This is a genomic window from Curtobacterium pusillum (genome assembly GCF_007680845.1).
Lineage (GTDB): Bacteria > Actinomycetota > Actinomycetes > Actinomycetales > Microbacteriaceae > Curtobacterium > Curtobacterium pusillum_B.
The window spans coordinates 75,224-100,300 of sequence record NZ_VEIY01000004.1 but is presented as its reverse complement, the minus strand read 5'-3'; the positions used below and the strand labels follow the sequence as shown (position 1 = coordinate 100,300).

The window sequence follows — 25,077 nt, the reverse complement described above, 5'->3', positions numbered from 1 at the left end:
GAACGGCGGCGGACAGCGCTCGTTCAGGGCCCTCAGACCTCGGTCGGGCGCGGCTCCTTGGGCAGCTTCCGGAGCTTCGCGCGACGCTTCCGCCGCTCGGGGATCATCGACCGCATCTCCTCGAGCTTGCCGAAGCAGAGCAGTCGGTCGCCGGGCTCGAGGGCGACGCCGCTGCGCGGGTTCGGGATCACGCTCGACCCGCGGTGCAGCGTCAGGACGGTGATGTCCCGGTCCCACAGCCCCGACTCCTTGATGGTCTTCCCGACCAGGTCGGCGTTGGTGTGCACGAGGAGTTCGGCCACGCCGTAGCCGGTCGACACCGAGAGTCGCTGGCGGACGTCGATCTCCGGGAACGCGACCTGGTTCGCGATGAAGTCGATGATCGCGCCGGCGATGTCGAGGCCCGTGGCGCGCTCGATGCCCTCGAGGCCCGGCGACGAGTTGACCTCCATCACGAGCGGTCCGTCGTTCCCCTCGAGCATGTCGACCCCGGCGACGCGCAGGCCCATGATCTGCGCCGAGCGGACCGCGGCTTCCTCGTACTCCGGGGTGAGCGTGACCTGCTCGACCGTCCCACCACGGTGCACGTTCGACCGGAACTCGTCGCCGGACGCACTCCGGCGCATCGCCGCGACCACCCGGTCGCCGACGACGAGCGCGCGGATGTCCTTGCCGCGGCTCTCCGAGATGAACGACTGGATGAGGACGTTCTGCTTCGTCGAGTGGAGCGTCTCGACGATCGACTCGGCGACCTTCGCCTCCGGTGCGAGGATCACGCCGATGCCCTGCGTGCCCTCGAGCAGCTTGATCACGACCGGAGCGCCCCCGACCCGCTCGATCGCCCCGCGGACGTCCGCGCGGCCCGCCACGAACGTGGTCGCCGGCATGCCGATGTCGTGCCGGGAGAGGATCTGGTTCGCCCGGAGCTTGTCGCGCGAGTTCGTGATGCCGTTCGCGGTGTTCGGCGTGTAGACGTCCATCTGCTCGAACTGCCGGACCACCGCGGTGCCGTAGTAGGTGATCGAGTTCCCGATGCGCGGCAGGACGGCGTCGTAGTCGGACAGGAGCTTGCCGCGGTACTGCAGGTCGGGGTCGTCCCCGGTCAGGTCGATCGAGAACCGCAGGGTGTTGAGCACCTTGACCTCGTGCCCGCGGTCGATCGCTGCGGCCTTGAGGCGCTCGGTCGAGTACGCGTGCGGGGCACGCGACAGGATGGCGAGTTTCATCGGGGGTGCTCCGAGGGGTCCGGGATCGACGGCGACGCCCCATCCAAGCATGCGTGTGCTCGGCCCCGCATGCGACAGGATGAGCACATGGCCCGAGAACCGAAGTCCCCGAACGGCGGACTCGTCGTCGCCGGGTGGCGGGAGTGGGCGGGGCTGCCGGGCCTCGGCATCCCGTGGATCAAGGTCAAGCTGGACACCGGCGCCCGGAGCTCGGCGCTGCACGCATTCGACCTCGAGGAGCTCCCCGGCGACCGGGTGCGCTTCTCGGTGCACCCGTGGCAGGACACCGACGCCGATGCGGTCACGATCGAGTGCGACGTGCACGACCGGCGCGTCGTCCGCAGCTCGACGGGGCACACGCAGGAGCGGATCGTCGTGCTCACCGAGATCACCCTCGCTGGGCGCGTCTTCCAGGCCGAGGTCACGCTGAGCAACCGCGACCAGATGGGCTTCCGGATGCTCGTCGGCCGTGAGGCGCTGCGCCAGGGCTTCCTCGTCGACCCCGCGCGGTCGTTCATGGCCGGGCGGGCGCCGAGGGAGATCCGCCGCCGCAACCGCGGTCGCGCCTAGGTCGCCGGGTCCTTCCGGGCGTACCTGGTCTTTTCGGGCGTACCCGGTCGTTTCGTTCGGCCCGGTACGCCCGATTCGACTTGGTACGCCCGAAAAGACCAGGCATGCGGACGGCGGACGGGAGGCGCGGCGCAGGTGCGCAGGCAGGCGGACGTGGGTCGCGCCTGAAGTCCAGCGCCCGGGTCAGGACCGCAGGTGCCGCGCAAGGAACGCGATCTGCTGCGGCGCCATGCGCCGCCAGTAGGCGTGCGTGTGGCCGCCGGGCTCGAAGCCGCCGGCCGGGCGCTCCGCGAAGCCGTTGACGTAGGTGCGGACCGCGGGCTCGAAGCCGTCGCCGGTGCCGCAGTCGACGCGGACCGCGACCCCGTCGAGGGAGCGCTGGCGTCCGAGCGCGGTGCTCGCGCGGAAGTCGGCGGCGTCGTCGAACGCGCCGCGAGCGGTGTCGCCAGCCGACGTCCAGAGCGCCGGGCTGATCGCGGAGACCGCCCGGACCCGTGCCGACCCGAGCACCCCGCCGAGGTGCAGTGCGCCGTACCCGCCCATCGAGTACCCGGTGAACGCGAGCCGGGCGGTGTCGGTGAGCAGGGGGAGGAACTCGTCCACGACCATCGCGGCGGGGTCGTCGCCGTCAGCCCGCCGGTGCCAGTAGCGGTTGCCGCCGTCGACCGAGGCGATCGCGAAGGGTGCGCCCCCGGCGGCGACGTGCGCGGCGAGGAACCGGTCGTACCCGAGGTGGGAGCCGAAGAAGTCGGTGTGGTCGTCGCCGTAGCCGTGCAGGGCGACCGCGACGGGCAGGGGTCCGTCGACCTCGGGCGCGGCGATCGTCCAGCCGACGGTCTCGCCCTTCCGCGCTGACGACACGAACGAGCCCGAGGTGGAGGGCACCGGGTCGACGTCGGGGATGGTTCCCGCCGGGCCGTCCAGCCCGAGCACCCGGTACATCGTCGACCGGCCGGGCAGGAGGCGGAGGTTGACGGCCTCGGCGGTGGCACCCGCGGCGACGACGGCCGCCCCACCGACGAGCAGGGACCGGCGGGTGATCCGCGCGGCACGCGAGCCGCTCATGCGAGGGGCACCGTCCCGTCGGAGGTGACGCGCTTCATCACGAGCGTGGAGGAGATCCGCTGCACACCGGGCAAGGTACCGAGTTCGGTGTCGTAGAACTCCTGGTAGGCGGCGAGGTCACGTGTGAGGACACGCAGGAGGTAGTCCGGGTCGCCGAACAGCCGCTGCGCCTCGACGACGTTCGGCATCGCCCGGACCCGCTCCTCGAAGCCGCCGATCGTCTCGAGGTCGGTGCGGCCGAGGGTCGCGAACACGATCGCCTCGAAGTGCAAACCGACCGCCTCGGGTGAGACCACCGCCCGGTACCGCTCGATGGCCCCGGACTGCTCGAGTGCCTTCAGCCGACGGTGACACGAGGAGAGGCTCAGCCCGACCTCGGCGGCCAGGTCGGTGGCGCTCATCCGGCCGTCGTGCTGCAGCAACGAGAGGATCTCCCGGTCGAGTGCGTCCATGGCGGCAATCATTGCAGGACATCCGGGTGTCGCGCGGGAGAACCGGAGCACATCCCGCCCGATCTTCCGTAGCGTCTCGGGCTGTGGACCTGACCCTCGTGCTGCAGTTCTGGACCGTCGCGCTCCTGCTCGCACTCACCCCCGGAGCGGACTGGGCGTACGCGATCGCCGCCGGGCTGCAGCCGCGCTCCGTGCTGCCGTCGATCGCGGGGATGGTGGCCGGGTACGTCGTCGTCGTGGTCGTCGTGGCGCTCGGCATCGGGGCGCTCGTGACCGAGTACCCGGCGGCCCTGGCCGTGCTGACGTTCGCCGGGGCGGCGTACCTGCTGTACCTCGGGGTGAGCACGCTCCGCGCGCGGAGCGCGCCTGCGGTCTCGGCCGACGCGGCGGTCCCGGCTGACGCGGCTGACGCGGCTGACGCGGCTGACGCGGCGAGCGCGCGGACCCGGTTCCTCCGGGGCGCCGGCGTGAGCGGCATCAACCCGAAGGGGGTCCTCCTGCTGCTGGCGCTCCTGCCGCAGTTCGTGTCCCCGCACGGCTGGCCCGCGCCCGTGCAGATGGGCGTGCTCGGCAGCCTGCACCTGCTCGACTGCGCGGTGGTCTACCTGCTCGTCGCGCTCGCGGCACGGCGGATCCTCGGGTCCAGGCCGCGGGCGAGCATCGTCGTGACGAAGGTGTCCGGCGTGCTCATGGTGCTCATCGGGCTCGGGCTGCTGGCCGAACAGGTCGTCCCGCTGCCGCGCTGAGCAGGGCGGCAGCGATCGTCCGCGCCGTGTCGGTGCCGAGCGCCGGGTTACGCAGGCGCATCGCGAGGTAGCCCGAGACGACGAGGAGGAGCTGGTCGGCGAGCTCCGCGGCTCCGGACGGCACCAGGGGTCCGGCGAACGCGGTCAGACGTCGGCGGAGCGTGCCGGTCTCGAGCCCGAGGACCTCGTGCACGCCCTCCGGGGCCTCGGCGTACTCGGCGGCGGTGCCGAGGAAGGCGCACCAGCGGGAACCCCGCTCGGTGGTGCGGTAGGCGTCGAGCGCGTCGAACACCGCGAGCAGCCGCCCCCGGTCGTCCGGCGCGGCGGCGACGGCAGCGTCCCAGACGACGAGCCAGTCGTCGTGCCGACGCTCGAGGACGGCGGCGACGAGGGACTCCTTGCTCGGGTACCCGCGGTAGAGCGTCGCGCTGGAGACACCGGCTCGTGCGAGGACGGCGTCTATCGGGGTCGCGACGATGCCCCGCGTGAAGAAGAGTTCCTCCGCGGCGTCGAGGAGCTTCTGCTCGGTCCCTGGACGCATCGCCATGAGAGCACCCTAGGCTCTCCAATGTGAAACGATCGTTTTCGAACCGGCAGCGGCTGTTCCTCGCGAGCGGCCTCGGCCTCATCGCGGCCACCTACGGGCTCGTGCGGTTGGCCTACGGCTTGTTCCTGCCCGACGTGCAGCACGACCTCGGCCTCGGCGCCGACGTCGCGGGCGGGATCTCGGCGGGCGCATCGGCGGTGTACTGCGTCGGCGCGGTGATCGGGTTCCTGTTCGCCCGACGGCTCCCCCGGGTGCTCGTGTCCGCCGCGGCGCTGGTCGCGGGCGCCGGGGCGCTCGGGATGGCGGCGGCGTCGGGGCCGCTCTGGTTCGGCGCAGCGTCGGTGCTCGGGTCGGCCGGCGCGGGGCTCGCGTCGCCCGCGCTGGTGCAGCTCGTCGCCCGGCTGGTTCCCGACGCCGAGCAGGACCGGGCACAGTCGATCGTCAACGCGGGCACCGGGCCGGGGCTGGTCGGCGCCGGGGTGCTCGCGCTCGTGCTCCTGCCGGACTGGCGCACCGCGTGGGGGTGGTCGGGGGTCTTCGCCCTGGTCGTCGGCGGCGTGCTCCTGGTCGCGTCGGGCGGCGACCGCCCGCGTCCCCCGGCGCCAGCGCGCCCCCGGGCCACGCCGGCAGGGTGGCTCCGCGCCCACGCCTCCCCCATCGCCGTCGCGCTCCTCTTCGGCGCCGGATCGGCCGCCGTCTGGACCTACGGCCGCTCGGTCCTCGTCGACGCCGGCGCCCCGGTCGTCGTGTCGGTGTCGGCGTGGATCGCGCTCGGGGCCGGCGGCGCGGCCGTCGTCGTGACCGCCCGCTGGACGAGCCGGCTCGGCGCCCGCACGCTCTGGGCGGTCACCGCCGGATCGGTCGCGCTCGCCGTCCTCGCCCTGGGGACCCTGCCCGCGTGGACCGTCCTCGCACTGTTGTCCTGCGCGGTGTTCGGCTGGGGGTACACCGCCGCGACGGGTTCCCTCATCGCGTGGAGCACCGAGATCGATCCCGAGCGGGCCGCGGCCGGGACGTCGATGCTCTTCGTGGCACTCGTGCTCGGGCAGGCGGGCGGAGCGGCCGGCGCCGGCGCGGTCGTCGCGGCGTGCGGGTACCCGGCGGCGTTCGTCGCGGGGGCCGCGGTCACTGCGGCGAGCGCCCTCGCCGTCCTGGTGCGGAGCCGGGTCAGAGGAGCGGGCGCAGCTCGATCTTCCGGTTGCACGCCGCCGACGCCTCGCCCGCGACGCGCAACGCGGTCTCGGCGTCCGGCAGGTCCATGACCCAGAACCCGGCGACGAACTCGGCGGGAGCGCCGACCAGCCCGGGCGTCGTCGAGGTCGCTCCGCCCCGGGCGTCGACGACCACGGCGTCCGACGGCGCGGACACCCCGGCGGCGATGACGATCGCGGCCCCCAACCGCTCGTTGAACGCGTCGACCGCGTCCATCTCGGCGCGGGTCGCCGACTCGGTCCGACCGGTGGCCTCCGCCTGCCCGTCGTCGATCACGTTGACGAGGAACTGCATGGCCCGGACGCTACTCCTGCGGTAGCGTGACGGCGGGCTCCCCGGAGCACCCCGAACACCCGAGCACCCCGAACACCCCGACGACAGCGGAGTCATGGCAACGAAGCGCTGAGCCGGCACCAGAGCCGGCTCCCCCTCCACGCGGACCACCCGTCCGCGCGCTTCCAGTACGCCCGCGCGGCACCGACGCCGCGCGACGACTCCGAGGGATTCCCCGTGTTCTCCATCCGCGCCCGCTCCCGGGCCACGTTCGCCACGTTCACCGAGCACCGCTGGGTCACCTCCGCGGTGCTCGTCGACACCATCGGCGCCGGCCTCACGCTGCCGCTGACGATCGTCTACTTCACCCTCACCACCGACCTCTCCCTCGCGCTCATCGGCGTGCTCTCGACGGCGGCGTCGCTGCTCGCGCTGCCCGTGGGCCTGCTGGGCGGGGTGCTCACCGACCGGTTCGGCGCGAAGGCGTCGATGATCACGAACAACCTCACGTCCGCGGCCGGCTTCGCGCTGTACCTCGTGGCGCACGACCCGGTGGTCGTGTTCGCCGCGATCTTCCTCGCGAACGCGTCCGAGCGGCTCTACTGGACGTCGTGGACGGCGTACGTCCACGACCTGTCCGACGGTCGACCGTTCGAGCGGTGGTTCGCCTTCCTCGAGGCCACCAAGGCAGCGGCGCTCGGCGCGGGAGCCGTCGTGGCCGCCGTGACGCTCGCCGGCGGCGGGCACGAGGGGCTCCGGTGGCTGGTCCTCGCGAACGTCGTGACGAGCGTCGCGGCCGCGGTCGTGTTCGCCACACGGCCCACGGGCGGTGCGCGCACGTCCGAGCCGGGAGGACGCGACGTCGACGACCACCGGACGGGCTCGCTCCGGGAGTTCGCCGCCGACCGGTCGATGCGCCTCATCACCCTCGGGCAGTTCCTCATCGGCCCGGCGATGGTCCTGCCCAACGTCGCACTCAGCGTCCTGTTCGTCGAGCGCTGGCACATGCCGGCGGCGGTCGCTCCGGTGCAGTTCGCCGTCGCGACGGGGCTGGCGGCGTGCCTGCAGACCTCCGTGACCCGGTGGGTCGCCGGCTTCGACCGCGGCGTGCTCGTCGCCGTCGGCGCCGGGCTGACGGCGCTGGCCGTGGTGCCGCTCGTCGTCCTGCCCCCGCTGTCGGGAGCGGCGGCCTGGTCGTACGTGGTGGCCGTCGCGGTGCTCATCGCCGCAGCGGACATGGTCGCCCTGCCCGCTGCGAACGCCGTGATGGCGGAGGCGCCGCACCCCGCGGTCCGCGGTCGGGCGATCGGCGTGTTCCAGACGGCGGGTTCGGTCGGCATGGCGGTCTTCCCGCTGTCCCTCGCCCTCCTCGACACCGACGTGCCGTGGCTCCTCTGGGCGGTCACGGCGCTGGTCTTCGCGGGTGCGGCCTGGGCCTGGCGTGCCGCCGTCGCGGAGCTCCCGGCCCGGGTGCGCGTCGCGACGGCTGCGGATGCCGACGGCTGACGCCACCACGGGCTCTGGACGGGAGGCGCGGTGCACGTGACCGACGTCGGTCACCCGCACCGCGCCTCCAGGCCGACATCCCGGTCCGGTGCGCGCACCGGCTACCGTGGTCCGCATGGGGACGACGGCGGAGTGGTCGCGGCTGCCGGTGGGGCGCCGGGAGCTCCGCCAGGACGTACTGCTCGCGGTGGTCCTCGGTGCCGGGCTCGCGGTCACGACGACGCTCTACGCCGCCGCCGGCACGTACGGTGACGACCAGGCCGCGTGGTGGGTGTCGGCGCTGATGATCATCGCGAACGCCGCCCCGATCGCGTTCCGCCGACGCTGGCCGATGAGCATGGCCGTCGTGTCGGCCCTGGCGTTCGCGGCGCTGCAGCTCCTGCACGTGCCCGAGGTCTTCCTCGTCAACTTCACCCTGTTCATCGCGCTGTACACGGTCGGGGCGTGGTGCTCCGACCGCGTCCGCGCCGAAGTCGTCCGGTGGGTCGTCATCGGCGGGATGTTCGCCTGGCTGTTCCTCGCGATCGCGTTCGGGTGGGCGGTGCCGAACGCGCTGCCCAATGACGACGGCGGGCTCCTCCCGCCGTACATCGCGTACTCGCTGCTCAACATCGTGATCAACGTCATCTACTTCGGCGCTGCCTGGTACGCGGGCAACCGGGCGTGGGCCTCGGCCGTCGCGAAGCACGAGCTCGACGTCCGGACGGCCGAGCTGGCTGCGGAGCGCGAACGGAGCGCCGCCCAGGCCGTGACGATCGAACGCGTGCGGATCGCCCGCGAACTGCACGACGTCGTGGCCCACCACGTGTCGCTGATGGGCGTGCAGGCCGGAGCGGCGCGACGCGTGATCGACCGGGACCCCGAGCAGGCCGCGGTGTCGCTCGGCGTCGTCGAGGGCAGCGCGCGGACCGCGGTCGAGGAGCTCCGCCGGATGCTCGGCACCCTGCGGTCGGACGAGGACGGCCACGCCGGTGACGACCACCGCGACGCACCGAGCACGGAGGGTCTCGGGCGCATCGGCGAACTCGCCGACGCCGCACGCACGGCCGGTCACCCCACCGAGTTCGTCGTCGTCGGCGACGCCCGAGCAGTGCCGCCGACCGTGTCCGCGGTGGCCTACCGGATCGCGCAGGAGGCCGTGACGAACATCCTCAAGCACGCCGGACCGACCGCCCGGGCCGACGTCCGGGTGCGCTACCTGGCCGACTGCGTCGAGGTCGAGGTCACCGACGACGGACTCGGCGACCGCGCCCCGCGGAACACCGCGGGCAGCGGGCTCGGGCACGTGGGGATGCGCGAACGGGTCGCCGCGGTGGGCGGACGGATCGAGATCGGGCCGCGCGCCCGGGGAGGCTGGCTGGTGCGGGCATGGCTGCCGACGACCTGACCATCGTGCTCGCGGACGACCAGGACCTCGTCCGGGCCGGGTTCCGCGTCATCCTCGAATCCGAGCCCGGTTTCCGGGTGGTCGGCGAGGCATCGGACGGCGCCGAGGCGGTCGAGGCCGTGCGCGCCCACCGGCCGGACGTGGTCTGCCTCGACGTGCAGATGCCGAACGTCGACGGGCTCGAGGCGGCACGGCGGATCGCGGCGCTCCCGGACCCGCCCGCCGTGCTCGTCCTGACGACGTTCGACCACGACGACGCACTGTTCCAGGCGCTCGAGGCGGGGGCGAGCGGCTTCCTGCTCAAGAACGCCTCCCCCGAACGGCTGATCGACGCGGTCCGGACGGTGGCCGGCGGCGACGCCCTGCTCGCCCCGGACGTGACCCGCCGGGTGATCAGCCGCGCGACCGCCGGCCCGACGGCACCCTCGTCCGCGGCCGGCGACGCGGCGGTGGCGGCCGCCGGGCTCACCGAGCGCGAGGCCGAGGTCCTGCGCCTGCTCGCCCGCGGGTCGAGCAACGCCGAGATCGCCGCCGAGCTCTTCGTCGGCGAGGCCACCGTGAAGACGCACGTGTCGAACCTGCTGCAGAAGCTCGGCCTCCGCGACCGCATCCAGGCCGTCGTCTGGGCGTTCGAGCACGGCGTCGCCGGTACCACGGGCTGACCCGACGCACGCCCGCTCCCCCGTGCGGCGGAGACGCAGGACCCGTCCCCGGCCGGAGGCGGCCCGACCCGGTCGCGCAATAGCGTCGACGCAGGCGGTTCGGACCGCCGCGAGAGGGGAACGGGATGCTCACCATCGACGGGGTGACCAAGCAGTACGGCGACCGGCGCGTGCTCGACGACGTGACGTTCACGGTCGGCGACGGACGCCTGACCGGGTTCGTCGGCGGCAACGGTGCCGGCAAGACCACGACCATGCGGATCCTGCTCGGCGTGCTGCAGGCGGACGCCGGGACCGTGTCCATCGACGGGACGCCGATCGGCCCGGCCGACCGCCGCCGGTTCGGCTACATGCCCGAGGAACGCGGGCTGTACCCGAAGATGCCGGTCGCGGAGCAGATCACCTACTTCGCCCGGCTGCACGGCGTCGAGAAGCGCACGGCCGCCACCCGCACCGCGGACCTGCTCGACCGGCTCGGGCTCACGGCGCACGCGGCGGACCCGGTCGAGAAGCTGTCGCTCGGCAACCAGCAGCGGGTGCAGGTCGCCGCGGCGCTCGCCCACGGCCCCGAGGTCCTCGTGCTCGACGAACCGTTCTCCGGCCTCGACCCGATGGCGGTCGACGTCGTGCTGGCCGTCCTCCGCGAGGCCGCGGCCGGCGGGGTCCCCGTCCTCTTCTCCAGCCACCAGTTGGACGTCGTCGAGCGCCTCTGCGACGACGTGGTCGTGATCGCCGACGGCACCATCCGTGCCGCCGGTCCGCAGGAGGAACTGCGGAAGCTGGCCGGGCCGCCGGCGTGGGAGCTGCTGGTCGACGGCGACGTCGCCTGGCTCCGCGACGAACCGGGCGTCACCGTGCGCGAGTTCGACGGCGGGTACGCCGTGTTCGAGGCGTCCGACGCGGTCGCCCAGTCCGTCCTGCAGCGGGCCGTCCAGCACGGCACCGTCGGGTCGTTCGCCCCGCGGGTCCCGCGGCTCAGCGAGGTCTTCCGGGAGGTCGTCCGGTGAACGGCTCGTTCGTCCAGTCCGTGCGGCTCGTCGCCGTGCGCGAGGTCCAGGCGCGCGTCCGCAGCAAGGCCTTCGTCGTGTCCGCGTGCATCCTCGTCCTCATGGTCGTCGCCTCGATCGTCGTCGGCGGCATCGTCGGCAAGGCGACCGCCGGGGACACCACCCCGGTCGCGGTCGTCGACGGTGTCAGCCTTCCGACGAGCAAGGGGCTCGACGTCAGGCAGGCGCCGACGGCGGCGGCCGCGGAGCGCCTGGTCGAGCGGGGCGACGTCGACGCGGCGATCATCCCCTCGGACGACCCGCTCGGCTACAAGGTCGTCGGACTCGACGACGCCCCGACCGACGTCGTGCAGGCGCTCAGCGTCTCGCCGCGCATCGAGCTGCTCGACCCGAACGCGATCCCGGGCGGGCTGATCTACATCGTCGCACTGGCGTTCGGCGTCGTCTACTTCGCGTCCGCCGTGACCTTCGGGCAGTCGATCGCGCAGAGCGTCGTCGAGGAGAAGTCGACCCGCGTGGTCGAGATCCTCATGGCGGCGATCCCGGCGCGGGCGCTGCTCGCCGGGAAGGTCCTCGGCAACAGCGTCATGGCGTTCGCGCAGATCGTCGGGGTGGCGGTCGCGGCAGCGGTCACGCTGGCGGTGACCGGGCAGGACAACATGTTCACCGTGCTCGGGCCGAGCATGCTCTGGTTCGTCGGGTTCTTCGCGGTCGGGTTCGTGCTCATCGCGTCCCTGTTCGCGGCGGCCGCGGTGCTCGTCTCGCGCCAGGAGGACGTCGGCAGCGTCACCACCCCGGTGATGATGCTCGTGATGATCCCGTACATCCTGATCATCGTCGCGTACGACAACCCGACGGTCCTCGGCGTGATGTCCTACGTGCCGTTCAGTGCCCCGATCGGGATGCCGATGCGGATCTTCCTCGGGACGGCCGAGTGGTGGGAGCCGGTCCTCTCCCTGGTCATCGTCGCGGTCTCGGTCGTGCTGGTCGTCCTGGTCGGTGCGCGCATCTACGAGAACGCACTGCTCCGCACCGGCGGCCGGGTGAAGCTGGCGGAGGCACTGCGCGGCTGAGGTCAGGCGGGGAAGGCGCGGAGCGCGCGTTCGACGACGGCGGCCAGCTGCTGTCGGCTCGCGCCGCTGCTCGCCTGCACCGCCAGCCCGGCGGACACCGTCACGACGTAGCGTGCGAGCTCGTCGGGGTCCTCGTCAGCGGCGAGGTCCCCGGCGTCGTGCGCTGCCCGGAACCGCTCGGCGATGCGCTGCTCGCCACCCGCACGGCTCTCCTCGAGGAACTCCACGATCCGGCGGTCGTCGTCGCCGGCGGCGAGTCCGCCCTGGATCGACAGGCACCCGGTCGGGCGGCCCGGACACGTGACCGCGGCGACGTTGCTGCGCAGGTAGTGCTCCGCGACGGCACGGGCGGTGGGTTCCGCGAGGGCCTCCCCCACGTAGGCCATCTCGACCTCCGCGTACCGCTCGAGTGCCTTCCGGAAGGTGGACTCCTTGTTGCCGAACGCCGCGTAGAGACTCGGGCGGTTGATGCCCATCGCAGTGGTCAGGTCCTCCAGGCTCGTGCCTGAGTAGCCCTGCCGCCAGAACACGTCGACGGCCCGGTCGAGGGCTTCGTCCGTGTCGAACCCACGCGGCCGTCCTCGTGTCGCCATCACGCGCCTCCTGATCTGTACCGTCCGGACCAGAATAGCGCCTTCGCCTTTTGAGTACCAGTCGGTACAGATTTGACATCAACGCGCGGAGGGTCTACGTTCCACATCTGTACCGAACGGTACGCAACTGCTCCTGCGGGAGCCGGAGAGAGGAACGACCATGGGTGACTTCACCGGGACCACAGCACTCGTCACGGGCGGGACGTCGGGCATCGGCCTGACCGTCGTGCGCCGACTCGTCGCGGAGGGGGCGCACGTCGTGGTGACCGGACGCAGGCAGCACGCGCTCGACGCCGTCACCGAGGAGTTCGGCGACGCCGTGACGGCCGTGCAGGGCGACGTGGCGGTCGCGGCCGACGTCGAGCGCGTGTTCGACGCGGTCGCAGCACGGGGCGACGGGCTCGCCCTCGTGTTCGCCAACGCCGGCGGCGGCGAGTTCGCACCGCTCGGCCAGATCAGCTGGGACCACTACGCGTCGACCTTCAACGCCAACGTCGGCGGTGTGATCAACACCGTGCAGGGCGCGCTCCCGCACCTGGCGTCCGGTTCCGCGATCGTGCTCACCGGCTCCAACATCGACGTCAAGGGCAACCCGGCGTTCAGCGTCTACGCCGCGACGAAGGCCGCGGTCCGGTCGCTCGCACGGAGCTGGGCGGCCGAGCTCGTCGAGCGGGGCGTCCGGGTCAACGTCGTGGCGCCGGGGCCGATCGGCACGCCGGGGCTCTCCGGCCTCGCGAACAGCCCCGAGGACGCCGAGGCACTGCTCGGCGGGCTCGCCTCCGGTGTCCCGATGCAGCGGCTGGGGACCGAGGACGAGGTGGCCGACGCCGTGCTGTTCCTCGGTTCGCCGCGGAGCAGCTACGTCACCGGCGCCGAGCTCTACGTCGACGGGGGCGCGAGCCAGGTCTGAGCGCAGCGGGCGGCGGGCGTCGGGCGCGGGCGCCGGTCGGCCCTAGCCGACCGGCGGCACGTCGCCCGTCATGTCGACCCGCCCGGTCGTCTCGTCCCACGTGAACGTCGCGTTCGTCCGGCCACTCGCGTCCGCGGTCGACTCGTCGGGCTCCGCGTAGTGGTAGGTCACCGCGATGCTCGACGGGCCGGTGCGCGTCACGTCCGGCACGAAGGAGTACGCCAGCTTCGTCGCGGTGCCGAGGTACCGGCCCTCGTGGAAGAGCAGGATCGCGACCGGTGAGCTCCCCGTGGCGTGGTCGAGGCTCACGACAGCCCAGGACAGCGGAGCGCAGGGGTCGTACCCGGCGAAGTCCGATGTCGACGTGTCCCAGCGCGCGTCCTCGAGTCCGACGGGCAGCGGGAGCTCCGCGATCGCCCGGGCCGAGGCGGCCGCCCCGCTCGTCGGCCCGCACGTCGGCGTCGGCGTCGGCGTCGGTGCGACGGTCGGGGCCGCGACCGGTGTCCCTGCCGGTGTGCTGGGCGCGGCACTCGCCGTGACGGTCCGGGTCACGGTCGGCGCCGCGGTGCTCCCACCGCTGCACCCGGCCAGGCCCACGGCGATCGCCACGACGACCAGGATCGTGCCCGAGCTGTACAGGGTGCGCATGCACCGAGCATCCTCCTCCCGCTCGTGGAGCACACGGCGTACTCTTGGGAACGGAAGCAACGACGATTCCGGCCAAGCCTCGTCGAGCGCGTTCCCTCGCACGACGAGGACGACTCCCCGACCAAGAGCCTCTCGTGTCAGAACACCTCATCGAGTACGTCGCCCGTGACCGTACGGGCATCACGGCCGTCGTGACGCCCACGAGCGTCATCGACGTCGACACCGTGATCAAGCACATCCGTTCCGGGCACACCGGGTACTACGTCGCCGCCGACTCGTGGAAGCGGACCCCGGTCCGGAGCCTGTCGTTCCTCGGCGGGGCGTACCTCTTCGCGAACTGGGACGGCTCGAAGCGGAACATGCTGCACGACCTCGCCTTCCGCTCGCCCACCCAGGCCATCGAGACGAAGCCACTCCAGCAGTCCCGGTTCAGCCGACTGCTGGCCGCGGTCTTCGGCGGGAGCCCCGCGCGCCGCTGACCGCGCACACGACGGACGCCCCCGTTCGTCCTGGTCCAGGATGGGCCCGTGGAGGACGCGGCCGACCTGTGGGTGCAACGACTGCGCGACGGCGTGGTGCCGAGGCCCTGGCCCGTCGTCGTCGCCGCGGCGCTCCTGGCACTCGGCGCGGCTGCCGCCCTGGTCGCGGAGTTCTCCGGCCCGGCGGTCTTCGACCACGTGACGGGATCACGCGGGCGGTTCTGGCTCGTGGTGTTCCCGCTGTTCCTCGTCGTGCTCGGCATCAGCATCGTGATCGGCACGTGGTGGAGCGGACGGCGGGACCGCCGGATCCTCGCCCGCGTCCGGGAGACCGGCCGGACGCCGGCCTTCTTCCTTCCCGTGACCACGACGAGCCTCCGCACGACCGAGGAACTCCCCCGCCCGCGGCCCGAGGTCTGGACGGTCGACGCGGCCGGCCTGCACGGGTGGGCACCGCGGCGGGACGCGCCGGTGATGGACCTGCCGTGGTCGCGGATCCGCAGGATCGACCTCGCCACGAAGGACTCCCGTGGCACGCGGGTCGACTACGCACTCTGGTTCGACTTGACGGACGGCAGCAGTCTGGTCCTGCCGCCGCGGACGACGCTCGGACGACCGTTCGAGGCCGGGCCGACGAAGCTCGACGTCCTCATGCGCGTCCTGCGGTCGCTCCGTCGCGAGCTGGCGCACGGAACAGCTCGACAGGACGCGGTGGACGGGACCACCTGACGGACTGGGGGCGCGGTGCCAGCCCGCACCGCGCCTCCCGTCCGCGCGCCGCCGCGGTGCGTTTTCTTCCCATGACGCGCGCGATGGAATGCTGAATCGGGCGTAGCGGGCGAAACCAACAAACCAGGTACGCCCGAAACCGCACGGTACGCCCGAATCCACTCCGACCCGCACCACACCGCACCCGTCTCACCCGGCCGGGTCGTCCGGGCGACCCGATCCGTCCGACCGGGACCGTGTCCGCCGGAACCGCTTCCCGGTCTCCTCGTCGACCGCGACGCTGCCGGTCGGCAGGTTCGAGAAGTCCGGCGCGATGACCGTCGGCTCCGGACCGGACGCGGCCGCATCGAGCACCAGGATGCCGGTCCGGGCGTTGAGCGTGCGCCCGGCGAAGAAGTCCGGCGAGCGGACCCACCAGACCACCATGAGCACCACCCCGATGAGGATCGAGCCGACCCCGACCACGGCGACCGCCCCGATGCCGAGGATCGTCACGTCCTTCCCGTCGTCGCCCTGCAACCAGTCCGGCTGCGCGAACTGCACGAGCCCGTAGACGAAGGTGACCGCCAGCGTCAGGCCGCCGAGCAGGGGGACGACACCGCGCATGACCAGGTTCCGGACGCTGGTGAACAGGGTGCGCCGGTAGACCCAGACACACGCGAAGCCGGTGAGACCGTAGTAGAAGGCGATCATCAGCCCGACGGAGCCGATGAGCGCGGTGAGCAGGTTCGTCGAGATGACGGTGAAGAGCACGTAGAACCCGATCGAGGCGACCCCCATGCCGATCGTCGACCAGGTCGGGGTGAGAAAGCGCCTGTGGATGCGGGCGAACTGCGACGGCAGCGCCTTGTACACGGCCATCGACAGCGAGGTCCGGGCCGTCGGCATGATCGTCGTCTGGGTCGACGCCGACGCGGACGTGAGGATCGAGAACGACAGCAGCGCCATGGCGGCGTGCCCGAGGAACGACGTGCCGAACAGCGCCGGGCCGATGGCGGAGAACACGTCGTCCGCGTTGCCCTGCGACCCGAGCCCGATCCCCTTCGTCCCGACGCCGGCGAACGCGATCGCGGCGATCGAGACCAGCGCGTAGATCACGAGCAGCAGGACGGTGCTGATGACGGCGGCGCGACCGGGCGTCTTCTCGGGGTCCTTCGTCTCCTCGTTGAGCGAGACCGCGGTGTCCCAGCCCCAGTAGATGAAGATCGCGGTGAGCATCGCCGGGGCGATCACCGAACCGAAGTCCATCCCGCTCGGCCACAACCAGGACCACGACGGCGTGAGCGACCCGTCGACGCCGTTGCCCGTCGCGACCCGCACGAGCGCGACGACGGCGAACATGACGAGCACGAGCACCTCGATGCCCAGCAGGACGTACTGCATGCGGGCCGAGACCTCGACCCCGACGTAGCAGATGAAGGTCATGACGGCGATCCACGCGACCCCGGCCACCGTCGACCAGAGCGTGCTGTCGGCGAGCGCACTGATCGCCGGGTCGTTCGTGACGACCCCGACGAAGGCGTACCCGTACGACCCGGCGATCTGCGCCAGGTTCGCCATCACGATCACGTCGGCGGCGATGATCCCCCAGCCGCCGAGCCACCCGGTCACCGCACCGAACGCCCGGGTCGCCCAGGTGAAGGTCGTGCCGCAGTCCGGGTCCTCGCGGTTCAGCTCCTGGTACGCCACGGCGATCATCCACATCGGGATGAACGCGAGCAGCATGATCGCGGGCGCCTTCACCCCGGCGAGCAGTGCACCGCCGCTCGCCACGACGAGGCCGAGGCTCGCGGCCAGGCTGTAGGCCGGCGCCGTGGACGAGATGCCCATGACGACGCTGCCGACCAGCCCGATGGCACCGGTCCGCAGTCCCTTCTCCGTCCCGACCGTCTCGGTCGACACCGTCACGACGCGTTCGTCTCGCATGACCACCACACCTCTCCGGATGGCGAGCGACGGATACCGTCGCCGTCGCACCACAACACTGTGGATACGAGCACTGAAACTAGCCCTCAACGACGCTTTCCGCACCCTGCTGTGTCAATCTTGGCGCATGCAGGTCGTCGTGATCGGGGCCGGTGTCGCCGGGCTCACCGCCGCCAGGCTCCTCGCGGGGGCCGGGTACAACGTCGTCGTGCTCGAGGCCCGGGACCGCATCGGCGGGCGGGTGCACACCGACCGGAGCGACGGCCACGTCACCGACCTCGGGGCGTCGTGGATCCACGGGGTCGAGCACAGCGCCGTGGCCGCCGCGGTCGCCGCGTTCGGGATCCGCACGACCGAGTTCACGGTGGGCGGCTACCAGGTCGACGGCCGACCGATCGCGTACCACGGCCCCGACGGGACACGTCTCGACGCCGAGGCCGCGAGCCGGTTCGCCGCGGACGTGCACACCGCGGATCGCGCGCTCGTCGACGCGATCGGACGATCAGGCCCCACGGACACCTACCGCGACGTCGTCGAACGGGCCCTCGCGGCGCAGGAGTGGGACGCCGACCGGACCGAACGGGTCCGAGAGCACCTGGAGCACCGGAGCGAGGAGCAGTACGGGGTGCCGAGCGACGAACTGGCGGCGCACGGCCTGGACGACGACGCGATCGCCGGCGACGAGGTCGTGTTCCCGGACGGCTACGACGCGCTGCCCGCCCGCCTCGCCGAGGGCCTCGACATCAGGCTCGGGCAGGTCGTGACCGGCGTCCACCACGGTGACGACGGGGTGGACGTGACGAGCACGGCGGGCACGATCCACGCCGACGTCGCGGTGGTCACGGTCCCCGTCGGCGTCCTGCAGTCCGACGGGTTCGTGATCGACCCGCCCCTGCCCGAGCGGCACCGGCTCGCACTCGGCCGGCTCCGGATGAACGCGTTCGAGAAGGTCGTCCTCCGGTTCCCGGAGCGGTTCTGGGACGAGGACGTCTACGTCGTCCGCCAGCTCGGGCCCGAGGGGCGGTGGTGGCACTCCTGGTACGACCTCACCCGGCTCGACGGCACCCCGACCCTGCTCACGTTCGCGGCCGGTCCGGCGGCGCGGGCGATCCGCGGGTGGAGCACCGACCAGGTCGCCGACTCCGTCCTCGAGCAGCTCCGCCGGTTGTTCGGGGACCGCGTCGTCGCCCCGGTCTCGGTGCAGGTGACGGCGTGGCAGGACGACCCGTTCGCCGGGGGTTCCTACGCGCACATGCTGCCCGGCTCGACGACGACCGACCACGACGACCTGGCGGAGCCGATCGACGGCCGGCTGCACCTGGCGGGCGAGGCGACGTGGACGGACGACCCCGCGACGGTCTCGGCGGCCCTGTACTCCGGGCACCGTGCGGCGGTCGCGGTGCTCGGGCACGACGTCCCCGTGGTGCGGCTCTGGTCGACCGACGGCCCGTGGGAGGATGGCTGAGCACGCAAGCACGAGGGGGAGCACATGCTCGCAGCAGAGGTGTCGAACGCACGGTTCCAGCGGACGAGGTGGCGCGAGGGGTACGACCAGGACCAGGTCGACGACTTCCTGGACCGGGTCCACGCGACGCTCGCCGGGTACGAGGCCGGTCGGCCGGTCGACCCGCTCACGCCCGAGGACGTCACGGCCGTGCGGTTCCAGCCCACGATGTTCCGCGAGGGCTACCGGCAGGACCAGGTCGACGACTTCATCGACCTGGTGGTCGTCGCGCTCCGCGAGCACACCCGACGCTGAGGCCCGGCGCGGCGGCGCGGCCGGCGCGGCTCACCCCGGCGCGCGATCGCGCGCGCCCGCCGTCGCGCGCGCGGCTCAGGCGATCGCGCCCGCGCCCGCGGCGGACGCCGCCGTCACGTCCCCGATCCGCAGCCCCGTCGCGACCAACCGGTCGACCGCCGGCGTCCGCCGACCAGCCGGCCACCCGAGCACCGTCGTCGCCAGGGGCGCGTCGAGCACCGGCACCGCGACGTGCTCCGGCCACTGCCACGCCCGGCTCGACCGCGGGATGACGAGCAGCGTCCGGCCGAGGGCCACGAGCTGCGCGAGCTGGGACTGCGAGTGCACCTCGGGGCCCGGGCCGTCGGGGTAGGTCCCGTCGACGAGCGGCCAGCGCGCCATCGGCAGGTCCGGCACAGCGGTGACCTCGGCCATCGTCAGCGATCGGCGGCCGGCGAGCGCGTGCGACGCCGGCACGATCGCGACCTGCGCCTCGGAGTACAGGTCGACGGACTCGATCCCGGCGAAGTCGTCGAACGGACGGTGCATCACCGCGACGTCGGCGGTGCCGTCGAGCAGCAGCCCGGCCTGTTCGCCGATCTCGCACAGCACGACGTCGACCGGGGCGCCGTCCGCGTCGGCAGCGTGGGCGTCGAGGAGCGCCTGCAGGAACTCGTGCGACGACCCGGCCTTCGTCGCGAGCACGAGTCGCTGCTCGACCGCACCGGCACGACGCGCACGGCGGACCGCGGCCCGCACGCCGTCGAGCGCGGCCGGCGCCTCACGGAGGAGCGCCGCTCCGGCGGCCGTCAGGCGGACACCGCGACGGTCCCGGTCGAACAGCTGCACGCCGATCCGCCCCTCGAGCTGCCGGATCGCCCGCGACAACGGCGGCTGGGCCATCCCGAGGCGGAGCGCTGCCCGGCCGAAGTGCAGTTCCTCGGCGACGGCGAGGAAGTACCGGAGTTCACGCGTCTCGACATCGTCCACGCTCGGAGCCTACGACCGTCCGGTCCGTGGTGATGCCGTCCCGGTACCACCACGGACCGGATCGGTGTTGGACGCCGCCGCCGGCACGGACCGACGATCGACCCATGGAGAACGACGTGACGACCGCGCTGGTGACCGGCGCGAACAAGGGCATCGGGTACGCGATCGCGGAGGGCCTGGGCCAGCAGGGACTCCGCGTCATCGTGGGAGCCCGGCAGGACGCGGACCGGGACGAGGCGGTGGACCGGCTCCGCGCGCAGGGCATCGATGCGCACGGCGTCCGGCTCGACGTGACGGACGACGAGGGCGTCCTCGCCGCCGCCACAGAGATCGAGGAGCGCTTCGGCCGCCTCGACGTGCTCGTGAACAACGCCGGCATCTCGGGTCCGTTCGACCCGGTGACGTGGACGCAGGACCCGACGACGCTCGACCTCGACGTCGTCCGCCAGGTCGTCGACGTCAACGTGTACGGCGTGGTGCGGGTGACGAACGCGCTGCTGCCGCTCCTCGGCCGGTCCCCCGCGCCCCGCATCGTGAACGCGTCCAGCAGCATGGGGTCGCTCGGCCGCCAGCCGGGGCCGGTGATGGCGGCGTACTCGCCGTCGAAGACGTTCCTCAACGGGATCACGACGCAGTACGCGCGGGCCTTCGCGGACACGCCGATCATCGTGAACGCGGCGTGCCCGGGGCTCGTCGCGACGGACTTCAACGGCTTCGCCGGTGACCGCACCGCCGTGCAGGGCGCCGCGACCGCCGTGCGGCTCGCGACGCTCCCGGACGACGGGCCGCGGGGCGGCTTCTTCGAGGACGCGGGCGTCGTGCCGTGGTGACCACCGCTGTCGGACTGGAGGCGCGGCGCACGTTCCGCACGCGGCGGACGTCCGCCGCGCCTCCAGTCGCGGTTCGTCGTGTCGCCGTGATGGCCGGGGTGCTAGGTTCGCGGTGATCGTGATCCGACGACAGGAGGTGGGACCCATGCACGCAGCATCGACAGTGGGCGCTCCCTCGCCGTCCACGATCGCGCGACACCACTAGTCGCCGCACCGGGAGCGCCGAACCGCGTTCGCGAAAGGCGACTCCCATGCAGAACACCCTGCAACAGCACCACCGCGCCCTCGTCCTCGGTGGCGGCGGCTCGACCGGCAACGCCTGGCTGATCGGCGTCGTCGCCGGTCTGTCCGACGCCGGCGTCGACGTGACCGACGCCGACCGCACCATCGGCACCTCGGCCGGGTCCACGGCCGCCGTCCAGTTCGCCGGCGCGGAACCGGCCGAGCTCCTCGCGCAGGCGTCGACGCCTCCGGGGCCACGACTGGCACCCCCGGGTCGCCCGACGACCACGCACCTCGACCGGTTCCGCGCGGTCATCGCGGCCTCGGCGGACGCCGCCGAGATGCGCCGACGGATGGGCGCGGCAGCGCTCGAACTCGAAGCCGCGTCCGACGGCTCGTGGCCTGCCCGGTGGCGGGCGATGGTCTCGGCACGGCTGCCGATCTCGGCGTGGCCGGACCGCGACGTCGCGATCACCGCGGTCGACGCCACGACCGGGGAGCCGGTCGTCTTCGACCGGACGAGCGGCGTCGAGGTCGTCGACGCCGTCGCGGCGAGCTGCTCGAGCGGCCTGCCGTTCCCGATCGGCTCCGGCCGGTACATCGACGGTGGGTACCGACGGAACGAGAACGCCGATCTGGCGGCCGGAGCGGAGCGGGTGCTCGTCCTGTCGCCGTTCGGTGGGCGGACGATGCACCCGCTCGCCTGGGGCATGCAGCTCCAGGCCCAGGTCGAGGAGCTCCGCGCTGCCGACAGCCTCGTCGAGACGGTGGCGCCTCCAGCCGCGGACGAGCACCTGTTCGGGCCGAACGCGATGGACCCGGCGCTCCGCCCGGAGGCCGCGAGGGCCGGTCACCGGCTCGGGACCGACCTGGCGGACCGTGTCGGCGCGTTCTGGCGCTGAACCCGGGCACCCAGGCGCCCAGGCCGCCAGGCGGCCAGGCGGCCAGGCGCGCAGGCGGCCAGGCGCGCAGGCGGCCAGGCGCAGGCGGCCGGTCACTCCGTCCCGTCGTCCTCCTCCGGGTTGAAGTGCGACTCGTCCCCGACGTGTCCGGCGGCGAGACCGTCGGGCTCGTTGGGGATCGTGCCGTCGTCGCCGAGGCCGTCCGGCTTCGGCGTGCCCTCGGGGTCGTTCTTCGGTGCGGTGCCGTCGGTGTCCGTCATGGTCTGCTCCCGTGCAGTGATCGGTCCGGGCCGCCGTGACCCGGAGGTGTGGCGTCAGACGGTACGTGTCCGTGCTCGGAGAACCCCGCGTCCCGTCGGTCCGGCGACGCGTTCCGGATGTCCGGGCAGCGCCTAGGCTGACGACGTGAACTCGGCGCGCCAGCAGCTCTCCGCGCTCGTCGGGTCCGGGGCGGCGCCGCTGGTGACGGGGATGCCCGTCGCCGAGCACTCCCGCCGGGCGGCGGTCCTCATCCTCTTCGGCGCTCTCGACCGCGTCCCGAGTGACCGACCGGCGCGGGACGGCGCCGTGTCGCAGGACCTCGACGTGCTCCTCCTCGCCCGCGCCGCCACCCTCCGGTCGCACGCCGGCGAGATCGCGTTCCCCGGTGGCCGCGTCGACCCCGAGGACTCCGACACCGTCGCGGCCGCCCTCCGTGAAGCACGGGAGGAGACCGGGATCGACACCGACGGCGTGGACGTCCTCGGGACGATCGCCCCGGTGCCGCTGGCGTTCTCGCGGCACCTCGTCACGCCGGTGCTCGGCTGGTGGCGCGAGCCGTCGCCGATCCGGGTCGTGGACGAGGCCGAGTCCGCTGCGGTCTTCCGCACCCCGGTCGCCGACCTGCTCGACCCCGCCCACCGCGGCGTGACGGTGATCCGCCGGGAGGGGCGGGAGTGGCGCGGGCCGGCGTTCACGATCGACACCGGCTCGGGCACCGGGCCGCTCGTGGTCTGGGGCTTCACGGCGATGCTGCTCGACGCACTGTTCGACCGCCTCGGCTGGGCGGAGCCGTGGGACCACGACCGCGTGGTCCGGCTCCCGGGCCGCCGCGCCTGACCGCCGAGCAGGGCCGCCGCGCCTGACCGCCGAGCAGGGCGCCGCGCCTGACCGCAGAGCGACCACCCGGAACCTGCGACGCGGCCGTCCCGTACTGTTCGACTGTGCGTACCGAGCCGCGTGACTGGTTCCTCGCCCGCGACGAACGCGGCAACACCGCCACGAGCGTGCACGCGGGCCACCCCGACGGCGAGGACGGCGCCGGTGCCTGGTCCGAGGGCAACCTCGTCCGCCCGCTCGTCCACGGCGCGCCCTACTTCGAGCGCATCCACGCCGAACTGTCCGCGCTCGAGCCCGGCGACCGTGTGTGGTTCACCGACTGGCGTGGCGACGCCGACGAACGGCTCCTGCCGGACGGTCCGACGATCGGAGACCTGCTCGCCGACCGGGCCCGCGACGGCATCGAGGTCCGTGGACTCATCTGGCGCTCCCACGGCGAACGGGTCTCCGCGTCGATCAGCGCCCGGTCGAACGAGCTGCTCGGTCGGAAGATCAACGACGCCGGCGGCGAGGTCCTGCTCGACCAGCGCGTCCGCGTGTTCGGCTCGCACCACCAGAAGTTCTTCGTGATCCAGCACCGGGCGGACCCGTCCCGGGACGTCGCGTTCGTCGGCGGCATCGACCTGTGCCACAGCCGCCGCGACGACGCCGCGCACGAGGGCGACCCGCAGCCCGTGTCGATCGACGCCCGCTACGGCGAGCGCCCGGCCTGGCACGACGCGTCGATGGAGCTCCGCGGGCCGGTGGTGGCCGACGTCCTCGCGGTGTTCGCCGAGCGGTGGGACGACCCGCACCCGCTCGACCGCAGCCTGCCGTACCGGATGCTCCTGCAGCGTCTCGTGCACATGCCCCGTCGCCCGGAGCCCCTGCCCGAGCGCACGGCACCGCCGCCGCACGCCGGCCACCACGCCGTCCAACTGCTCCGCACGTACGGGGTGAAGCACCCGCCGTTCCCGTTCGCTCCCGAAGGAGAGCGGAGCATCGCACGCGCCTACGGCAAGGCGTTCGCCCGCGCACGGTCGCTGCTCTACATCGAGGACCAGTACCTCTGGTCCCGCGAGGTCGCCACCGGCATCGCGGAGGCACTCGAGCGGAACGAGGACCTCCGGGTGATCGTCCTCGTGCCGCGGTACCCGAACTCGGACGGGGTGCTCGGCGGTCCCCCGGCCCGGCTCGGCCAGATCGACGCGCTGCGGACCCTCCGCCGGACCGCCCCCGACCGGGTCGGCGTGTTCGACCTCGAGCACGAGTCCGGCCGGCCGATCTACATCCACGCGAAGGTCTGCATCGTCGACGACGAGTGGTTCACGATCGGGTCGGACAACTTCAACCGGCGCTCGTGGACGTCCGACAGCGAGCTCACGTGCGCCGTCGTGGACAGCGCCGACGACGGGAGCTCCCTCGCACGGGACCTCCGGCACGAGCTCTGGGCCGAACACCTCGCCACCACGCCCGACGACGACCGGTTCGCCGGGTCGGGCGCCGAACTCCTCGCGCTCTGGCGCGCTCACGCTCGCGCGGTCGACCACTGGGACGAGGACGGCCGGTCCGGCCCACGCCCGCCGGGCCGCATCCGGCAGCACGAGCCGGAGCCGGTCTCGGCGCTGCAGCGCCTCTGGGCGCGCCCCGCCGCGCGCCTCGCCGTCGACCCCGACGGCCGGCCTCGCCGGTTGCGCGGCTCGACCCGGTTCTGACGGGAGGCGCGGTGCCGGCCCGCACCGCGCCTCCCGTCCGACAGCGGTGCCCGTCCACCGCCGTCGGCTCCGGTGGACGCGTGGGGGCACGCGGGGACTGGTGGGACGACCCGGGCGACGACCTGGACCTGCACCCGACGAGCGCGCTCACCCCTCGCTCGCAGCACGTGCCCGGCGCCGCTGTCGCGCTCCAGATCGCCAGCGCTGGACACTTGTTCTAGCGCCCCCGCCGACCGGTCCGGTGTGGGAAGTCCGTCGTCGGGATGACGTCAGGCGCGAGCACCGCCCGTATCGTTGGTGCCGCTCGCGGTGGGAGGCTCCCGCTCGCGACGAGGGGAGAACGACATGGTGGGCAACGTCAGCGGCGCGCACGTCCTGGTGATCCTGGTGGTCCTGGCGCTGGAGGTGCTCGCGCTCGTGCAGGTCTGGCGCGACCGGCGGCGCAGCGACGTGGTCAAGGTCGTCTGGACGGTGGTCATCATCGCCCTGCCCGTCATCGGCGTCGTCGGCTGGGCCGTGAACTGGCTGCTCGGCCGCGCCGCCGACCGGCTGAACCGGTCGAGCGGGCCGACCGCGTAGCTCAGACCCGGGC

General features: G+C 73.0%; 28 protein-coding genes and 2 pseudogenes. 20 read left to right on the top strand and 10 right to left on the bottom strand.

Features of this window, described 5'->3' with window-relative positions:
- Positions 1–32: 32 nt before the first annotated feature.
- Positions 33–1,226 (bottom strand): RimK family alpha-L-glutamate ligase, encoded by a 1,194-nt coding sequence (locus FS825_RS10615; RefSeq protein WP_144712763.1) that lies wholly within the window; start codon positions 1,224–1,226, stop codon positions 33–35.
- An 87-nt stretch (positions 1,227–1,313) separates the two neighbouring features.
- Between FS825_RS10615 and FS825_RS10610 the strand changes: the two genes are divergently transcribed.
- Positions 1,314–1,796 (top strand): ATP-dependent zinc protease family protein, encoded by a 483-nt coding sequence (locus tag FS825_RS10610; RefSeq protein ID WP_144712761.1) that lies wholly within the window; start codon positions 1,314–1,316, stop codon positions 1,794–1,796.
- A gap of 183 nt (positions 1,797–1,979) precedes the next feature.
- Here FS825_RS10610 and FS825_RS10605 read toward each other — a convergent pair whose 3' ends face one another.
- Both FS825_RS10605 and FS825_RS10600 read right to left on the bottom strand, forming a co-directional pair.
- Positions 1,980–2,861, bottom strand: coding sequence for an alpha/beta hydrolase (locus FS825_RS10605; RefSeq protein ID WP_186377190.1), 882 nt, complete (start codon positions 2,859–2,861; stop codon positions 1,980–1,982).
- On the bottom strand, positions 2,858–3,313 hold the full coding sequence (locus FS825_RS10600) for an Lrp/AsnC family transcriptional regulator (RefSeq protein WP_144712759.1): 456 nt from the start codon (positions 3,311–3,313) through the stop codon (positions 2,858–2,860). The genes FS825_RS10605 and FS825_RS10600 overlap by 4 nt, the downstream gene beginning before the upstream one ends.
- 83 nt (positions 3,314–3,396) lie before the next feature.
- Here FS825_RS10600 and FS825_RS10595 point away from each other — a divergent pair, with 83 nt between their 5' ends.
- Complete coding sequence (locus FS825_RS10595; RefSeq protein WP_144712757.1) at positions 3,397–4,059, top strand: LysE family translocator; 663 nt, start codon at positions 3,397–3,399, stop codon at positions 4,057–4,059.
- Here the strand turns inward: FS825_RS10595 and FS825_RS10590 are convergent.
- Positions 4,010–4,606 carry a TetR/AcrR family transcriptional regulator gene (locus FS825_RS10590; RefSeq protein WP_144712755.1) on the bottom strand — a complete coding sequence of 199 codons (597 nt, stop codon included), beginning with the start codon at positions 4,604–4,606 and terminating at the stop codon, positions 4,010–4,012. The genes FS825_RS10595 and FS825_RS10590 overlap by 50 nt on opposite strands.
- A 23-nt stretch (positions 4,607–4,629) precedes the next feature.
- On the opposite strand from FS825_RS10590, the gene FS825_RS10585 reads away from it, so the two are divergent.
- On the top strand, positions 4,630–5,868 hold the full coding sequence (locus tag FS825_RS10585; RefSeq protein WP_144712753.1) for an MFS transporter: 1,239 nt from the start codon (positions 4,630–4,632) through the stop codon (positions 5,866–5,868).
- On the opposite strand, the gene FS825_RS10580 is transcribed toward FS825_RS10585, so the two are convergent.
- Entirely contained in the window at positions 5,774–6,112 is a 339-nt protein-coding gene (locus FS825_RS10580) for a YciI family protein (protein ID WP_144712751.1), read from the bottom strand. The genes FS825_RS10585 and FS825_RS10580 overlap by 95 nt on opposite strands.
- A gap of 216 nt (positions 6,113–6,328) precedes the next feature.
- Here FS825_RS10580 and FS825_RS10575 point away from each other — a divergent pair, with 216 nt between their 5' ends.
- The 5 genes from FS825_RS10575 to FS825_RS10555 all read left to right on the top strand — a co-directional run bounded on the left by FS825_RS10575 (position 6,329) and on the right by FS825_RS10555 (position 11,726).
- Complete coding sequence (locus FS825_RS10575) at positions 6,329–7,597, top strand: MFS transporter (RefSeq protein ID WP_186377189.1); 1,269 nt, start codon at positions 6,329–6,331, stop codon at positions 7,595–7,597.
- A 115-nt stretch (positions 7,598–7,712) separates the two neighbouring features.
- Positions 7,713–8,984, top strand: a complete 1,272-nt coding sequence (locus FS825_RS10570) for a sensor histidine kinase (protein ID WP_260981122.1) — start codon at positions 7,713–7,715, stop codon at positions 8,982–8,984.
- On the top strand, positions 8,966–9,646 hold the full coding sequence (locus FS825_RS10565; RefSeq protein WP_144712747.1) for a response regulator: 681 nt from the start codon (positions 8,966–8,968) through the stop codon (positions 9,644–9,646). The genes FS825_RS10570 and FS825_RS10565 overlap by 19 nt, the downstream gene beginning before the upstream one ends.
- 125 nt (positions 9,647–9,771) lie before the next feature.
- Positions 9,772–10,653, top strand: coding sequence for an ABC transporter ATP-binding protein (locus tag FS825_RS10560; RefSeq protein ID WP_144712745.1), 882 nt, complete (start codon positions 9,772–9,774; stop codon positions 10,651–10,653).
- Entirely contained in the window at positions 10,650–11,726 is a 1,077-nt protein-coding gene (locus FS825_RS10555; protein ID WP_144712743.1) for an ABC transporter permease, read from the top strand. The genes FS825_RS10560 and FS825_RS10555 overlap by 4 nt, the downstream gene beginning before the upstream one ends.
- Before the next feature lie 2 nt (positions 11,727–11,728).
- On the opposite strand, the gene FS825_RS10550 is transcribed toward FS825_RS10555, so the two are convergent.
- Positions 11,729–12,319, bottom strand: coding sequence for a TetR/AcrR family transcriptional regulator (locus tag FS825_RS10550; RefSeq protein ID WP_186377188.1), 591 nt, complete (start codon positions 12,317–12,319; stop codon positions 11,729–11,731).
- Between the two features lie 160 nt (positions 12,320–12,479).
- Here FS825_RS10550 and FS825_RS10545 point away from each other — a divergent pair, with 160 nt between their 5' ends.
- Complete coding sequence (locus tag FS825_RS10545) at positions 12,480–13,229, top strand: SDR family NAD(P)-dependent oxidoreductase (protein ID WP_144712739.1); 750 nt, start codon at positions 12,480–12,482, stop codon at positions 13,227–13,229.
- Positions 13,230–13,271: 42 nt separating this feature from the next.
- Here FS825_RS10545 and FS825_RS10540 read toward each other — a convergent pair whose 3' ends face one another.
- Positions 13,272–13,877, bottom strand: coding sequence for an LppP/LprE family lipoprotein (locus FS825_RS10540; protein WP_144712736.1), 606 nt, complete (start codon positions 13,875–13,877; stop codon positions 13,272–13,274).
- Positions 13,878–14,011: 134 nt separating this feature from the next.
- Between FS825_RS10540 and FS825_RS10535 the strand changes: the two genes are divergently transcribed.
- Both FS825_RS10535 and FS825_RS10530 read left to right on the top strand, forming a co-directional pair.
- Positions 14,012–14,356 carry a hypothetical protein gene (locus tag FS825_RS10535; protein WP_144712734.1) on the top strand — a complete coding sequence of 115 codons (345 nt, stop codon included), beginning with the start codon at positions 14,012–14,014 and terminating at the stop codon, positions 14,354–14,356.
- Positions 14,357–14,404: 48 nt separating this feature from the next.
- Entirely contained in the window at positions 14,405–15,085 is a 681-nt protein-coding gene (locus FS825_RS10530) for a hypothetical protein (protein WP_144712732.1), read from the top strand.
- A gap of 189 nt (positions 15,086–15,274) precedes the next feature.
- Here FS825_RS10530 and FS825_RS10525 read toward each other — a convergent pair whose 3' ends face one another.
- On the bottom strand, positions 15,275–17,011 hold the full coding sequence (locus FS825_RS10525; RefSeq protein ID WP_144712730.1) for an APC family permease: 1,737 nt from the start codon (positions 17,009–17,011) through the stop codon (positions 15,275–15,277).
- On the opposite strand from FS825_RS10525, the gene FS825_RS10520 reads away from it, so the two are divergent.
- From FS825_RS10520 to FS825_RS18955, 3 genes and pseudogenes are all read left to right on the top strand, one after another.
- Positions 17,010–18,476 carry a flavin monoamine oxidase family protein gene (locus FS825_RS10520; RefSeq protein WP_313960540.1) on the top strand — a complete coding sequence of 489 codons (1,467 nt, stop codon included), beginning with the start codon at positions 17,010–17,012 and terminating at the stop codon, positions 18,474–18,476. The two genes, FS825_RS10525 and FS825_RS10520, sit on opposite strands and share 2 nt — an antisense overlap.
- Positions 18,477–18,500: 24 nt before the next feature.
- Positions 18,501–18,596, top strand: a pseudogene (locus FS825_RS18960) (DivIVA domain-containing protein); the annotation flags it as partial.
- Positions 18,585–18,752: pseudogene (locus FS825_RS18955) on the top strand (DivIVA domain-containing protein); the annotation flags it as partial. The pseudogenes FS825_RS18960 and FS825_RS18955, both read left to right, overlap by 12 nt.
- Positions 18,753–18,845: 93 nt before the next feature.
- On the opposite strand, the gene FS825_RS10510 reads toward FS825_RS18955, so the two are convergent.
- Complete coding sequence (locus FS825_RS10510) at positions 18,846–19,739, bottom strand: LysR family transcriptional regulator (RefSeq protein WP_144712726.1); 894 nt, start codon at positions 19,737–19,739, stop codon at positions 18,846–18,848.
- A gap of 104 nt (positions 19,740–19,843) precedes the next feature.
- Between FS825_RS10510 and FS825_RS10505 the strand changes: the two genes are divergently transcribed.
- Together FS825_RS10505 and FS825_RS10500 are read left to right on the top strand one after the other, a co-directional pair.
- Entirely contained in the window at positions 19,844–20,569 is a 726-nt protein-coding gene (locus tag FS825_RS10505; RefSeq protein WP_144712724.1) for an SDR family NAD(P)-dependent oxidoreductase, read from the top strand.
- A gap of 251 nt (positions 20,570–20,820) precedes the next feature.
- Positions 20,821–21,693, top strand: a complete 873-nt coding sequence (locus tag FS825_RS10500) for a patatin-like phospholipase family protein (RefSeq protein ID WP_144712722.1) — start codon at positions 20,821–20,823, stop codon at positions 21,691–21,693.
- Between the two features lie 92 nt (positions 21,694–21,785).
- Here the strand turns inward: FS825_RS10500 and FS825_RS18645 are convergent, their stop codons facing one another.
- Positions 21,786–21,953 (bottom strand): hypothetical protein, encoded by a 168-nt coding sequence (locus FS825_RS18645; protein ID WP_186377187.1) that lies wholly within the window; start codon positions 21,951–21,953, stop codon positions 21,786–21,788.
- Positions 21,954–22,098: 145 nt separating this feature from the next.
- On the opposite strand from FS825_RS18645, the gene FS825_RS10495 reads away from it, so the two are divergent.
- The 4 genes from FS825_RS10495 (at position 22,099) to FS825_RS10485 (ending at position 25,064) form a co-directional block, all read left to right on the top strand.
- The gene (locus tag FS825_RS10495; RefSeq protein WP_395885998.1) at positions 22,099–22,791 is read left to right on the top strand and encodes an NUDIX hydrolase; all 693 of its coding nucleotides are present in this window, start codon (positions 22,099–22,101) and stop codon (positions 22,789–22,791) included.
- A gap of 104 nt (positions 22,792–22,895) precedes the next feature.
- Positions 22,896–24,485, top strand: coding sequence for a phospholipase D-like domain-containing protein (locus FS825_RS10490; RefSeq protein ID WP_144712721.1), 1,590 nt, complete (start codon positions 22,896–22,898; stop codon positions 24,483–24,485).
- An 80-nt stretch (positions 24,486–24,565) separates the two neighbouring features.
- On the top strand, positions 24,566–24,706 hold the full coding sequence (locus FS825_RS18640) for a hypothetical protein (RefSeq protein WP_186377186.1): 141 nt from the start codon (positions 24,566–24,568) through the stop codon (positions 24,704–24,706).
- Between the two features lie 124 nt (positions 24,707–24,830).
- Positions 24,831–25,064, top strand: a complete 234-nt coding sequence (locus FS825_RS10485) for a PLDc N-terminal domain-containing protein (protein WP_144712720.1) — start codon at positions 24,831–24,833, stop codon at positions 25,062–25,064.
- Positions 25,065–25,077: the final 13 nt, after the last annotated feature.

Excerpts from the sequence above, each read along its gene's own strand:
- FS825_RS10485 (WP_144712720.1), top strand. The coding sequence starts at position 24,831 with ATGGTGGGCAACGTCAGCGGCGCGCACGTCCTGGTGATCCTGGTGGTC.
- FS825_RS10600 (WP_144712759.1), bottom strand. The coding sequence starts at position 3,313 with ATGGACGCACTCGACCGGGAGATCCTCTCGTTGCTGCAGCACGACGGC.
- FS825_RS10505 (WP_144712724.1), top strand. The coding sequence starts at position 19,844 with ATGGAGAACGACGTGACGACCGCGCTGGTGACCGGCGCGAACAAGGGC.
- FS825_RS10565 (WP_144712747.1), top strand. The coding sequence starts at position 8,966 with ATGGCTGCCGACGACCTGACCATCGTGCTCGCGGACGACCAGGACCTC.
- FS825_RS10580 (WP_144712751.1), bottom strand. The coding sequence starts at position 6,112 with ATGCAGTTCCTCGTCAACGTGATCGACGACGGGCAGGCGGAGGCCACC.
- FS825_RS18645 (WP_186377187.1), bottom strand. The coding sequence starts at position 21,953 with ATGACGGACACCGACGGCACCGCACCGAAGAACGACCCCGAGGGCACG.
- FS825_RS10560 (WP_144712745.1), top strand. The coding sequence starts at position 9,772 with ATGCTCACCATCGACGGGGTGACCAAGCAGTACGGCGACCGGCGCGTG.
- FS825_RS10570 (WP_260981122.1), top strand. The coding sequence starts at position 7,713 with ATGGGGACGACGGCGGAGTGGTCGCGGCTGCCGGTGGGGCGCCGGGAG.
- FS825_RS10590 (WP_144712755.1), bottom strand. The coding sequence starts at position 4,606 with ATGGCGATGCGTCCAGGGACCGAGCAGAAGCTCCTCGACGCCGCGGAG.
- FS825_RS10550 (WP_186377188.1), bottom strand. The coding sequence starts at position 12,319 with ATGGCGACACGAGGACGGCCGCGTGGGTTCGACACGGACGAAGCCCTC.
- FS825_RS10545 (WP_144712739.1), top strand. The coding sequence starts at position 12,480 with ATGGGTGACTTCACCGGGACCACAGCACTCGTCACGGGCGGGACGTCG.
- FS825_RS10605 (WP_186377190.1), bottom strand. The coding sequence starts at position 2,861 with ATGAGCGGCTCGCGTGCCGCGCGGATCACCCGCCGGTCCCTGCTCGTC.
- FS825_RS10520 (WP_313960540.1), top strand. The coding sequence starts at position 17,010 with ATGACCACCACACCTCTCCGGATGGCGAGCGACGGATACCGTCGCCGT.
- FS825_RS10615 (WP_144712763.1), bottom strand. The coding sequence starts at position 1,226 with ATGAAACTCGCCATCCTGTCGCGTGCCCCGCACGCGTACTCGACCGAG.
- FS825_RS10610 (WP_144712761.1), top strand. The coding sequence starts at position 1,314 with ATGGCCCGAGAACCGAAGTCCCCGAACGGCGGACTCGTCGTCGCCGGG.
- FS825_RS10540 (WP_144712736.1), bottom strand. The coding sequence starts at position 13,877 with ATGCGCACCCTGTACAGCTCGGGCACGATCCTGGTCGTCGTGGCGATC.
- FS825_RS10525 (WP_144712730.1), bottom strand. The coding sequence starts at position 17,011 with ATGCGAGACGAACGCGTCGTGACGGTGTCGACCGAGACGGTCGGGACG.
- FS825_RS10500 (WP_144712722.1), top strand. The coding sequence starts at position 20,821 with ATGCAGAACACCCTGCAACAGCACCACCGCGCCCTCGTCCTCGGTGGC.